The 12,141-nt window shown below is 69.5% G+C and carries 11 protein-coding genes; 6 read left to right on the forward strand and 5 right to left on the reverse strand.

Features of this window, described 5'->3' with window-relative positions:
- Positions 1–5: 5 nt before the first annotated feature.
- The 3 genes from PFX98_RS12435 to PFX98_RS12445 are packed head-to-tail and all read right to left on the reverse strand — an operon-like array spanning position 6 to position 1,953.
- The gene (locus PFX98_RS12435) at positions 6–1,196 is read right to left on the reverse strand and encodes an acyl-CoA dehydrogenase family protein (RefSeq protein WP_285230822.1); all 1,191 of its coding nucleotides are present in this window, start codon (positions 1,194–1,196) and stop codon (positions 6–8) included.
- Complete coding sequence (locus PFX98_RS12440; RefSeq protein ID WP_285230823.1) at positions 1,193–1,642, reverse strand: MerR family transcriptional regulator; 450 nt, start codon at positions 1,640–1,642, stop codon at positions 1,193–1,195. Before PFX98_RS12440 ends, PFX98_RS12435 begins: the two co-directional genes overlap by 4 nt.
- A gap of 11 nt (positions 1,643–1,653) precedes the next feature.
- Positions 1,654–1,953, reverse strand: a complete 300-nt coding sequence (locus PFX98_RS12445; protein WP_285230824.1) for an SCP2 sterol-binding domain-containing protein — start codon at positions 1,951–1,953, stop codon at positions 1,654–1,656.
- A gap of 151 nt (positions 1,954–2,104) precedes the next feature.
- Here PFX98_RS12445 and PFX98_RS12450 point away from each other — a divergent pair, with 151 nt between their 5' ends.
- From PFX98_RS12450 to PFX98_RS12475, 6 genes are all read left to right on the forward strand, one after another.
- Positions 2,105–2,992 carry an SDR family oxidoreductase gene (locus PFX98_RS12450; protein WP_285230825.1) on the forward strand — a complete coding sequence of 296 codons (888 nt, stop codon included), beginning with the start codon at positions 2,105–2,107 and terminating at the stop codon, positions 2,990–2,992.
- On the forward strand, positions 2,989–4,599 hold the full coding sequence (locus PFX98_RS12455; protein ID WP_285230826.1) for an acyl-CoA carboxylase subunit beta: 1,611 nt from the start codon (positions 2,989–2,991) through the stop codon (positions 4,597–4,599). The genes PFX98_RS12450 and PFX98_RS12455 overlap by 4 nt, the downstream gene beginning before the upstream one ends.
- Before the next feature lie 19 nt (positions 4,600–4,618).
- Positions 4,619–5,767, forward strand: coding sequence for an acyl-CoA dehydrogenase family protein (locus tag PFX98_RS12460; protein ID WP_285230827.1), 1,149 nt, complete (start codon positions 4,619–4,621; stop codon positions 5,765–5,767).
- A gap of 5 nt (positions 5,768–5,772) precedes the next feature.
- The gene (locus PFX98_RS12465; protein WP_285230828.1) at positions 5,773–6,576 is read left to right on the forward strand and encodes an enoyl-CoA hydratase/isomerase family protein; all 804 of its coding nucleotides are present in this window, start codon (positions 5,773–5,775) and stop codon (positions 6,574–6,576) included.
- 141 nt (positions 6,577–6,717) lie between these two features.
- Positions 6,718–8,637 carry an acetyl/propionyl/methylcrotonyl-CoA carboxylase subunit alpha gene (locus PFX98_RS12470; RefSeq protein ID WP_285230829.1) on the forward strand — a complete coding sequence of 640 codons (1,920 nt, stop codon included), beginning with the start codon at positions 6,718–6,720 and terminating at the stop codon, positions 8,635–8,637.
- Complete coding sequence (locus PFX98_RS12475; protein ID WP_285230830.1) at positions 8,638–9,501, forward strand: beta-keto acid cleavage family enzyme; 864 nt, start codon at positions 8,638–8,640, stop codon at positions 9,499–9,501.
- A 4-nt stretch (positions 9,502–9,505) separates the two neighbouring features.
- Here the strand turns inward: PFX98_RS12475 and PFX98_RS12480 are convergent, their stop codons facing one another.
- Both PFX98_RS12480 and ylqF read right to left on the reverse strand, forming a co-directional pair.
- Positions 9,506–11,080, reverse strand: coding sequence for a methyl-accepting chemotaxis protein (locus PFX98_RS12480; RefSeq protein WP_285230831.1), 1,575 nt, complete (start codon positions 11,078–11,080; stop codon positions 9,506–9,508).
- Between the two features lie 67 nt (positions 11,081–11,147).
- Positions 11,148–12,113 carry a ribosome biogenesis GTPase YlqF gene (gene ylqF / locus PFX98_RS12485; protein WP_285230832.1) on the reverse strand — a complete coding sequence of 322 codons (966 nt, stop codon included), beginning with the start codon at positions 12,111–12,113 and terminating at the stop codon, positions 11,148–11,150.
- Between the last annotated feature and the right edge of the window lie 28 nt (positions 12,114–12,141).

Raw genomic sequence — 12,141 nt, forward strand, 5'->3', positions numbered from 1 at the left:
GCCACTCACATGAAGCGGGACGCGAGCTCTTTCATGATCTCGTTGGTGCCGCCATAGATGCGCGCCACGCGGGCGTCGGCGTACAGCTCGGCGATCGGGTACTCCATCATGTAGCCATAGCCGCCGAAAAGCTGCAGGCATTCGTCCATCACCTTGCAGGCCAGGTCGGTGCTCCAGGCCTTGGCCAGGGCGGCGCGCGCGGCGTCGAGCTCGCCCTTCAGATGCGCGTCCATGCAGGCGTCCACAAAGGCGCGCGCGGCCAACACCTGGCTCTGCACCTCGGCCAGCTTGAAGCGGGTGTTCTGGAAGTCCCAGACCGATTTGCCGAAGGCCTTGCGCTCCTTGGTATAGGCCAGGGTCTCGCTGAGCGCGCGCTCCATCGCGCCGACGGCGGTCACCGCGATGATGAGGCGCTCCTGCGGCAGCTCCTGCATCAGCTGGATGAAGCCCTGGCCCTCGCCCTCGCCGGGCGCGGCATGGGCGCCGCCCAACAGATTGGCCACCGGCACGCGCACCTCGTCGAAGAACAGCTCCGAGGTGTCCTGCGCCTTCATGCCGATCTTGTCGAGGTTGCGGCCGCGGCGGTAGCCGGGCACCAGGCTGCCATCTTCGTTTTCCACCTCAACCACCAGCAGCGAGATGCCCTTGGCCGCGGCGCTCTTGTCGGTCTTGCAGACCACCACCACCAGATTGGCGTTCTGGCCATTCGTGATGAAGACCTTCTGGCCCGACAGCACGTACTCATCGCCTTCGCGGCGCGCCACCGTGCGCACGCTCTGCAGGTCGGATCCGGTGCCGGGTTCGGTCATCGCGATCGCGCCGACCAGTTCGCCGCGGGCCATGCGCGGCAACCAGCGTGCTTTTTGCTCCTCGTTGCCGTAATGCAGGATGTAGGGGCCGACGATGGCCGAGTGCAGGCCGCCGCCGAAGCCGCTCAGATTCGCCTTGGCCTGTTCCAGCAGGATCACCGCCTCGTGGCCGAAGTCGCCACCGCCGCCGCCATAGGCCTCGGGGATGCCGGTGCACAGCAGGCCGTTGGCGCCCGCTTCCAGCCAGGTGTCGCGGCCCATCATGCCGCCCTCGCGCCATTCGGCCGCGCGCGGCACCCAGCGCTCCTTGAAGAAGCGCGCCACGCTGTCCTGCAGCATGCGGTGCTCGTCGTTCATCCAGCTGGAGGGGAAGAGGGGCAGACTCATGTCGATTTCTCCGCGGTGAGCTGGGCGCGCACCGTCTCGTTGATCAGGCGCAGCTCGGCCAGGGTGGCGTCGATGTGCGCGCGCTTTTGCTCCAGCTCGGCAATCGCCGCGCCGGTGCGCTCCAGCGTCCACTGCAATTGCTTGGCGCGGCCCTCGCCATGCGAACCATAGAGGTCCAGGTAATGCTTGATCTCCTCCAGCGAGGAGCCGATGGCCTTGGCGCGCAGGATGATCTTCAGCCGTGCGCGGTCGCGCTGGGTGTAGACGCGCGCGCCATTGACGCGCCGCGGCGCCAGCAGGCCCTTGTCTTCGTAGAAGCGTATCGCCCGCGGCGTCAGCTCGAACTCGTCGCAGAGCTGGGTGATGCCGTAGAGCTGCTCCTGCGGTGCGCTGTTGCTGCTTTCCAGCATCTCCAGCGCGGCGGCCTTGGCGCGCGAATTCATCATCAGCGCGGGCCTCAGCCGACCACGCGCTGCAGCTTCATCGCCACGCCCATGTCGCCGCTGACCTTGATCTTGCCCATCATGAAGGCATTCATGGGGTTGAGCTCGCCGCTCAGCAGGGCGATCAGGTTCTCGCGCGTGATGGCCACGGTGCAGTCGGCCTCGCGATCCTCGTTGCTGACGCTGTTGGGGATGCTCTTGCCGTCGATCACGGCCACGCCATCGGCGCCCAGGTCGAACTTGAGGACGGCGTTGAGGCCGCTCTCGGCGCCTACTTTGCCGCGCAGGGCTTCGGTGATGGCTTGCAGATCCATGGTCAAGACTCCGGGTCGGATTGGGATGTTCAGCATGCTAGGCCGATTGCCTGCCGTTCGCCTGATGGTAATCACCAATATGAAAGCAGGGTGACGTTAACGGAAGCTGTCGGTCATTCGCGTGATGAGCAACGGATGGTGAGGCAGCGGCATGAGTCAGGCAGATGGAACGGGGGCGGGGCGCTACGACAGCGTGTTCCGTCCGGGCTTGTTCAAGGGGCAGCGCATCTGGGTCACCGGTGCCGGCTCGGGCATCGGCCGCTGCACCGCCCATGAGCTGGCGGCGCTGGGGGCCACCGTGATCCTCTCGGGCCGCAGCGCCGACAAGCTCGAGCGCGTGGCGGCAGAGATACGCGAGGACGGCGGCCAATGCGACTGGCGCGCCTTCGACATCCGCGAGGAGGAGGCCGTCAAGGCCAACATCGCCGCGGTGCTGGCGCAGCATGGCCCGGTCACCGGCCTGGTGAACAACGCCGGCGGCCAGTTCCCCGCGCCGCTGATGGCCATCTCCAAGCGCGGTTTCGAGGCCGTGGTGGGCAACAACCTCACCGGCGGCTTTCTGATGATGCGCGAACTTTTCAACCAGAGCCTGCAGCAGCATGGCGGCGCGGTGGTCAATATGACGGCGGACTTCCGCAACGGCATGCCCGGCATGGCGCACAGCGGCGCGGCGCGCGCGGGCATGAGCAACCTCACCATGAGCGCCGCCTTCGAGTGGGCCCATGCCGGCGTGCGCGTCAACGCGGTGGCGCCCGGCTGGGTGGCCTCCAGCGGCATGGACAGCTATGGGCCGGCGATCCAGCTGCTGATACGCCAGCTCAAGAACCATGTGCCGCTGCGCCGCCTGGCCAGCGAGGCCGAGATCTCGGCGGCCATCGTGTTCCTGCTCTCGCCGGCCGCCGCCTTCATCACCGGCGTGACCTTGCAGATCGATGGCGCGGCCTCGCTGGGCAATCCGATGTTCCCGAATCTGGACCATGCCGGCACCACACCGTTCAACGGCTTCCACCGTGCCGCCACCCCCGAGGTGCTGAAGTGAGCGTGCTCGCGAGCCGCCTCAATCCCAAGTCCAAGGCCTTCGCCGCCAATGCCGAGGCCATGCAGGCCAAGCTGGCCGAGCTGCGCGCGCTGGAGGCCAAGGTGATCGCCGAATCGGCGTCCAAGCGCGACAAGTTCGAGGCGCGGGGTCAGCTCCTGCCGCGCGAGCGCGTGGCGCGCCTGCTGGACCGGGGCTCGGGCTTTCTGGAGCTCTCGTCGCTGGCGGGCTTGGGGCTGCACGACGACGACGGCAAGAAGAGCGTGCTGGGCGGCGGCTCCATCGTCGGCATCGGCGTGGTGGCCGGCAAGCGCGTGCTGATCTCGGCCAGCGACAGCGCCATCAAGGGCGGCACCGTCGCGCCGATGGGCCTGAAGAAGGCCTTGCGCGCCCAGGAGATCGCGCGCGAGAACAAGCTGCCGCTGATCTATCTGGTGGAGAGCGGCGGCGCCAACCTGATGTACCAGAGCGAGATGTTCGTGGAGGGCGGGCGCAGCTTTGCCAACCAGGCGCGGCTCTCGGCCGCCGGCATTCCGCAGATCGCGGTGGTGCATGGCTCGTCCACCGCGGGCGGCGCCTATCTGCCGGGCCTGGCGGACTATGTGGTGCTGGTGCGCGAGCGCTCCAGCATCTACCTGGCCGGCCCGCCGCTGGTGAAGGCCGCCATCGGCGAAGACGCCACCGACGAGGAGCTGGGCGGCAGCGAGCTGCATGCCAGCGTCACCGGCCTGGGCGAGTACCTCACCGAGAACGACGCCCATGCGCTGGCGCTGACGCGCGAGCTGATGGACAAGCTCAACTGGCCCAGCGTGCCGGTGCAGGCTCCCGGCCCCGCGCCCTTGCATGACGCCGACGAGCTGCTGGGCGTGGTGCCGGCCGACGAGCGCGAGCCCTACGATGCGCGCGAGGTGATCGCGCGCATCGTCGACGGCTCGGACTTCCTCGAGTTCAAGGCCGCGTACGGCAGCGAGACCCTGTGCGGCCATGCCCGCATCGAGGGCCAGCTGGTGGGCATCCTGGCCAACAACGGGGCGATCCAGCCGCAGGGTTCCACCAAGGCGGCGCAGTTCATCCAGCTCTGCGACCAGAGCGGTACGCCGCTGGTGTTTCTGCAGAACACCACCGGCTATATGGTGGGCCGCGAGGCCGAGCGCCAGGGCGCCATCAAGCATGGTTCCAAGATGATCCAGGCGGTGGCGAATGCGCGCGTGCCGAAGTTCACTTTTCTGTTGGGCGGCTCGTTCGGCGCCGGCAACTACGGCATGTGCGGGCGCGGCTTCGACCCGCGCTTCATCTTCAGCTGGCCCAGCGCGCGCACCTCGGTGATGGGCGGGGCCCAGGCCGCCAAGGTGATGGACATCATCAACCGCGCCAAGCTCGAGCGCATGGGCGCGCCGGTCAACGACGAAGCCCTGGCCGCCATGAGCGACCAGCTGCGCCAGCGCATCGAGCGCGAATCCAGCGTGCTCTTTGGTACCGCACGCTTGTGGGACGACGGCGTGATCGACCCGCGCGACACGCGCCGCGTGCTGGCCCTGGGCCTGGCGCTGGCACGCGAGGCCGAGGCGCACCCCCTGCGGCCAAACGCCTTTGGCGTGGCCCGATTCTGAACAACAGAGGAGACCCGAGATGCAATTCAGCGCAGAACACCGTGCCCTGTCCGACACGGTCACGAAGTTTGTCGAGAAGGAGCTCAACCCCCATGTGCCCGCGTGGGAGAAGGCCGAGCAGTTCCCGGCCCACGAGGTCTTCAAGAAGCTGGGCAATCTGGGCCTGCTGGGCCTGAAATATCCCGAGGAATTCGGCGGTGCGGGCCTGGACTTCAGCTACTCGATGGTGATGGCCGAGGCCTTGGGCACCTGCTACTGCGCCGGCGTGCCCATGGGCATCGGGGTGCACACCGATATGTGCACCCCGGCGCTGGCGCGCTTCGGCTCGGACGAGCTGCGGCGCGAGTTCCTCGCGCCCTCGATCGCCGGCGATCTGGTCGGTTGCCTGGGCGTCTCCGAGGCCGGCGGCGGCTCGGACGTGGCCGCCATCAAGACCAGCGCGAAGAAGGACGGCGGCGACTATGTGATCAACGGCAGCAAGATGTGGATCACCAACGGCATGCAGGCCGATTGGTGCTGCCTGCTGGTCAACACCAGCGATGGCCCGGTGCACAAGAACAAGAGCCTGATCGTCGTGCCCATGGACCTGCCGGGCATCACGCGCCAGAAGATCCACAAGATCGGCATGGACGCCTCCGACACCGCCCAGCTCTTCTTCGACAACGTGCGTGTGCCGCAGCGCAACCTGATCGGCCAGGAGGGCATGGGCTTCATGTTCCAGATGATGCAGTTCCAGGAGGAGCGGCTCTGGGGCGCGGCCAGCTCGCTGAAGAACCTGGACCGGCTGATCGACCTGACGATCGGCTACACGCGCGAACGCAAGGCCTTCGGCAAGTCCATCCTCGACAACCAGGTGGTGCATTTCCGCCTGGCCGAACTGCGCACCGAGGTGGAGGCGCTGCGCGCGCTCACCTACGCGGCGGTGGATCAATATGTGGCGGGCAAGGACGTCACCAAGCTGGCCTCGATGGCCAAGCTCAAATGCGGCCGCCTGATCCGCGAGGTGTCCGATTCCTGCCTGCAGTACTGGGGCGGCATGGGCTTCACCTGGGACAACCCCATCAGCCAGTCCTACCGCGATGGCCGCCTGGTCTCGATCGGCGGCGGCGCCGACGAGGTGATGCTGTCCATCATCTGCAAGCTCGAAGGCACGCTGCCGAAGGGCTGAGCGATATGGCCGATTACCAGACCCTGCTGCTGCGCCATGAGGGCGGCGTGCTGCACCTGACGCTGAATCGCCCCGAGCTGCGCAACGCGCTCTCGATGGCCATGGTGGCCGAGCTGCGCGCCGCGCTCGCGGCAGCCGAGGCCGATGCCACGGTGCGCGTGATCGTGCTGCGCGGTGCGGGCGGGCATTTCTGCGCCGGCGGCGATCTCAAGGACATGGCCGGCGCGCGCATGCGCCTGGCCGACGAAGGCCCGTCCGTGCTGGCCGAGATGAACGCCGCCTTCGGCCATCTCTGCGGCGCCTTCGCGGCCAGCAGGCTGGCCATCGTGGCGCTGCTGGAGGGCGTGGTGATGGGCGGCGGCTTCGGCCTGGCCTGCGTGGCCGACGTGGCCCTGGGCGGCGAGACGGTGAGCTTCCGCCTGCCCGAGACCTCGCTGGGCGTGGTGCCGGCACAGATCGCGCCCTTCCTGGTGGAGCGCCTGGGCTACTCGCAGGCCCGCCGCCTCGCCGTCACCGGCGGCAAGCTCGATGGGCGCGCGGCCCTGGCCCTGGGCCTGCTGCACGAGCTGCACGGCGTTGGCGCCGAGCTGGATGCGGCCCTGCAGCGCGTGCTGGGCGAGATCCTGCAATGCGCACCGGCCGCGCTGGCCGCCACCAAGCAGCTGATGGCGCGCGCGCGCCTGCATGCGCCGGCCAGCCTGGTGGACGAGGCGGCCGAGGCCTTCACCCGCGCGGCGCTGGGGCCCGAGGGCATGGAGGGCGTGAGCGCCTTTCTCGAGAAACGCAAGCCGGCATGGGCTCCCGTATGAGCAGCAGTTTCAGCAAGATCCTCATCGCCAACCGCGGCGGTCGCGCCGCAGGCGCGGGGGAGCGCTCATATGCGCAGCATGTGAGCGAACACCAAATCGCCTGGCTCGCGCAGCGAGCGGCGATTGAGCCGCGGAGCAGCCATGTTTAGCAAGATTCTTGTCGCCAACCGCGGCGAAATCGCCTGCCGGGTGATGCGCACGGCGCGCACGCTGGGCTATCGCAGCGTGGCCGTCTACACCGAGCCGGACGCGGGCTCGCCCCATGTGGCGCAGGCCGACGAGGCCCTGCAGATCGGTTCCTATCTGGACATCGCGGCGATGCTGGAGGCCGCGCGCCGCACCGGCGCCGACGCCATCCATCCCGGCTACGGTTTTCTCTCCGAGCGCGCCGACTTTGCCCAGGCCTGCGCGGATGCGGGCCTGGTGTTCATCGGCCCGCCGGCGGCCAGCATCGCGGCCATGGGTAGCAAGTCGGCGGCCAAGCGGCGCATGCTGGCGGCCGGCGTGCCCTGCGTGCCCGGCTATCTGGGCGAGCAGCAGGACGAGGCCACGCTCAGCGCCGAGGCGATGAAGCTGGGTTACCCGCTGCTGGTGAAGGCCGTGGCCGGCGGCGGCGGGCGCGGCATGCGGGTGGTGCACCGGGCCGCCGAACTGGCGGGCGCCATCGCGAGCGCGCGCCGCGAGGCCGAGAGCGCCTTTGGCGACGGCACGCTGATGCTGGAGCGCCTCATCACCGAAGGCCGCCACATCGAGATCCAGGTGTTTGCCGATGCCCGAGGGGCTTGCATCCACCTCGGCGAGCGCGACTGCACCGCGCAGCGCCGCCGCCAGAAGGTCATCGAGGAGTCGCCCTCGCCGCTGGTGAGCCCGGCGATGCGCGCCGCCATGGGAGCCGATGCGGTGGCGGCCGCGCAGGCGGTGGGCTATGTGGGCGCGGGCACGGTCGAGTTCATCGTCGATGCCGAACTGAAGCACTACTTCCTGGAGATGAACACGCGGCTGCAGGTCGAGCACCCGGTGACCGAATGCGTCACCGGCCTGGACCTGGTGGAATGGCAGCTGCGTATCGCCGCCGGCGAGCCCCTGCCGCTCGCCCAGCAGGACGTGCAGTTCCAGGGGCATGCCATCGAGGCGCGGCTCTATGTGGAGAACCCCTACGAGGGCTTCCGGCCGCAGACCGGCCGCATCGCCTGGTGGCGGCCCGAGCTGGCGCTGCGCCCCGGGGTGCGCATCGACGCCGGCGTGGCCGAGGGCGGCGAGGTCGGGCCGCACTACGACGCCATGGTGGCCAAGTTCATCGCCCATGGGCGCGACCGCGCCGACGCGATCCGGCGCCTGCGCGCGGCGCTCGCCGATGCGCCCCTGCTGGGCATCGCCAACAACGCCTGCTTCCTGGCCGAGCTGCTGGACCACCCGGACTTCCGCCAGGCGCGCCTGCACACCGCCTCGCTGGACGGCTGGCATTTGCCTGCCCCCGAGCCCAGCGAGTCGGATTGGCTGATCGCCGCGGCCTTGGTCTTGATGGTGCCGACGCCCGCCGCGCCGCGGCCCGCCAGCGTGGCGAGTTTCGATCTCAGCCTGCAGCAGGGAGAGCAGCGCCGCCAATGGCGCGCAACGGTCGGCGGCCACCAGTTGCGCCTGCAAGCCGGTGAACAAGTGCATGAACTCAGTCTGCTGGGCCAGGACGCCGCGGGGCGCTGGCGCATCAGTCTGGACGGCTTGCAGCGCAGCGTGATTGCCTTGCGCGACGAGCAGGCCGGCAGCCTGGAGCTCGCCGCTGGCGCCGCGGTGTTCCGTTTCCACGAGCCCTCGGCCTTCCCTGAAGCTCGGGATCTCAACAACCCCGCCCATGCCCGCGCCCCGGTGGCCGGCCTGGTGGCGCAGGTGCTGGTGGCCGAGGGCGACAGCGTCGCCGAGGGTCAGGCCTTGCTCAGCGTCGAGGCCATGAAGATGGAGATGTGGCTCACCGCCGGGCGCGCCGGGCGCGTCAAGACCCTGCATGTGGGCCCGCGCGAATCGGTCGCGGCCGGCGCCCTGCTCGTTGAACTCGAGGACAACTGAATGGACAACAAAGCCATCCTGACCTGCGCGCTCACCGGCGTGCTCACCAACCCCAGGCAGCACCCGGTGCCGGTGACGCCGGCGCAGATGGCCAGTGAGGCGCGCGACGCCTTCAACGCCGGTGCCTCGGTGATGCATGTGCATCTGCGCATGCAGGAGGAGGGCTTGAGCCATCTGCCCAGCTGGGACCCGGAGGTGGCCGACAGCGTCGTCTCGGCCATCCGTGCCGCCTGCCCCGGCGTCATCATCAACCTCACCACGGGGGTGATCGGCCCCGATATCGCCGGCCCGGCGGCCTGCATACGCCGCGTGCGCCCCGAGATCGCCGCCTGCAATGCCGGCAGCCTCAACTACCTCAAGCTCAAGGACGATGGCACTTGGGCCTGGCCGCCGATGGTGTTCGACAACCCGGTGGCCAAGGTGCAGGCCTTTCTTGACGTGATGGCCGAATGCGGCGCGCATCCCGAGTTCGAGTGCTTCGATGTCGGCATCGTGCGCGCGGTGGGCATGTACCTGAAGGCCGGCATGTACCGCGGCACGCCCGACCTCAACTTCGTCATGGGCGTGGCCTCGGGCATGCCCTGCGACGCCGATCTGTTATCCCTGCTGCCGCGCTATCTGCCGCCCGGTGCGCTCTGGCAGACCACCCTGATCGGCCGCAGCGAGATCTGGCCGGTGCACCAGAAGACCGCCGAGCTGGGCGGCATGCTGCGCACCGGCCTGGAAGACACCTTCTACCTGCCGGACGGCGAGCGCGCCAGCGGCAATGGCGTGCTGATCCAGGCGCTGGCGCAATGCGCCGAGCGCGCCGGCCGCGCGGTGGCCAGCCCGGCTGAGGCGCGGGTGCTGCTGGGCCTGGGCTGAACGCTCAGCAGCGGAAGCCCGCCACCAGCCCCTGCAGGCGCTCGGCCCGTTCGCGCAGGCCCTCGGCCGCCGCCGCCGATTGCTCCACCAGGGCGGCGTTGCGCTGCGTCAGCTCGTCCAGCTGCGCCACCGCGCTGCTGACCTCGCCGAGCTCCTGGCTTTGCTGCTGGGCCGAGGCGCTGATGCCGGCGATGGTGGCGCTGACGCTGCGCACCGATTGCACGATGTCCTGCATGGTCTGGCCCGCATCCACCACCAGGGCGGTGCCGCTGCCCACCTTGTGCACCGAGGCGCCGATCAGCTGCTTGATCTCCTTGGCGGCCTCGGCCGAGCGCGTCGCCAGGCTGCGCACCTCGGCCGCCACCACCGCGAAGCCGCGGCCCTGCTCGCCGGCGCGTGCCGCCTCCACGGCGGCGTTCAGGGCGAGGATATTGGTTTGGAACGCCAGGCCGTCGATCACGCCGACGATGTCGCCGATGCGCTTGGAGCTGGCCTGGATCTCGTCCATGGTCTGCACCACCTGGGCCACCACCTCGCCGCCGCGCGTGGCCACCCGGCTGGCGTCGCTGGCCAGCGCGCGGGCCGTTTGCGCATCGGCAGCGCTGCGCTGCACCTTGTCGCTCAGCAGGGCCATGCAGGCGCTGGTCTGCTGCAGGCTGGAGGCGCTGTGCTCGCTGCGTTCGCTCAGGTCCTGGTTGCCGCTGGCAATGTCCTGCGAGGCGGCATGCAGGCCGGCGGTGGTGTCGCGCACCTCGCCCACCAGGCCGGCCAGGCTTTGCTGCATGCGCGCCAGCGCCAGCAGCATCTGCGCGGCCTCGTCGTCGCCCTGCGGCACGATCGCCACGCTGAGGTCGCCGGCGGCAATGCGTTCGGCGGCGGCGCGCGCGGCGCCGATGGCGCGCACCACCGAGCGGGTGGTGAGCAGCAGCACCGCCAGGCACAGCGCCAGGCAGACGCTCAGCCCCAGCGTCAGCACCCAGCGCGTGTGGCGGGCGCGCGCCTCCAGCGCCGCGCGCGCCTCGTCGGCCTGGGCCGCGCTGACGCGCACCAGGGTCTGCAGCGCGGCCTGGGCGCGCTGCACCGCGGGCAGCACCGGCTGCATGGCGCGGTTGCCCTCGGCCGGGGTGAGCAGGCGCTCCTCCAGCACTTCCTTCATCACCGGCTCGAAACCGCTGCGGTAGCCGCGCAGGCCGGCCTCCAGCTCGGCCAGCGCGGCACCGCTTTCCGCGTCGGGCCGCAGCGCGCGCAGGCTGGCGAGCAGGCCCTCGGCCTCGCGCCAGCTGGCCCGCCACAGCTGCTCATGGCGCTGCGCCTCGCTGAGCAGCTCGTAGCTGATCAGCATGTTCTTCTCGTGCATGAAGAGCGTGCCGAGCGCGGCCTTGAGTTCGCCGGCCTGGCGCGCCTGCACCTGGGGGCGGGTGAAGAAGGCTTCGGTGGCCTGCTCGCTGGCGCGCAGGCTCAGCTGCGCATAGAGCGCCAGGCCGGCCATGCACAGGCCCACGAAGGCGGCGGCCAGGATGAGGCGCTTGCGGATGCTGAGGCTGGGCATGGTGGTGAGGTCGGCAAATTGAATGAACATGCCGGCACCATGCCGCGCCACTGTGTGAGCCTCATGACAAACCCCAGGGTCTGCCCCGGGATGTGACTTATTGCTCGTCTTCCGCCACCGGACCACCGCGTTGCGGCGTCTTGGTCTTGCGCTTGCGCGCGGCAATCTTTTCCAGGCGCTGCTGGTCGGCCAGTGCCGCGGCGGCCGCCCAGGCGGCGAACTGCTCCGGCGTCTCCAGCGTGATGCGGCCCAGCAGGCCCTGGCGGAATTCGTAGATCAGCACCTCGGCGGCCTTTTGCAGGCTGACGCGCCCGCCGCCCAGCATGGCGCCGCGCTTGCGGCCAATCGCGGTGAGCAGGCCCTCGTCGTCCAGTTCGCCGCCGTCGACGCTGCTGGCGAGCTTGTAGCGCTCCTCCACCCGGCCGGCGTATTCGGCGCGCAGATAGTGCAGCAGTTCCAGCGCCACCTCGGCCTCGTCAAAGGCATTGCGGCCCACCGCACCGCTGGCGGCGAGGTTGTAGCCGGCCTGCTCGATGCTGATGCGGGGCCACAGCATGCCGGGGGTGTCGAACAGGTAGACGTCCTGGTCCAGCACGATCTTCTGCTCCACCTTGGTGATGCCGGGCTCGTCGCCGGTCTTGGCCGAGCGCTTGCCCACCAGGGTGTTGATGAGGGTGGACTTGCCCACATTGGGGATGCCGCAGATCAGCACGCGCAGCGGCTTGGCCATGCCGCCGCGGTTCGGCGCCAGCTCGCGGCAGGCGGCCACCAGCGCCTTGGCGGGCGCCACCATGGCGGTGTCCAGCGCGATCGCGCGGGTGGCGGGCAGGGCGTTGTAATGGGCCAGCCACAAGGCGGTGCGCGCCGGGTCGGCGAGGTCCTGCTTGTTGAGCAGCTTGAGGGTGGGTTTGCTGTCGGTCAGCTCGGCCAGCAGGGGGTTGGCGCTGGCGCCCGGGCAGCGCGCGTCGAGCAGCTCGATCACCACGTCGATGCCGCCCTTCATGCGCTCCTTGATCGCATTCCGGGTCGTGTTCATATGCCCGGGGAACCATTGAATCGCCATCTCGTCTGTGCTCGCTGTGCTGCTGCTA

Source organism: Paucibacter sediminis (assembly GCF_030254645.1).
GTDB lineage: Bacteria > Pseudomonadota > Gammaproteobacteria > Burkholderiales > Burkholderiaceae_C > Paucibacter_B > Paucibacter_B sediminis.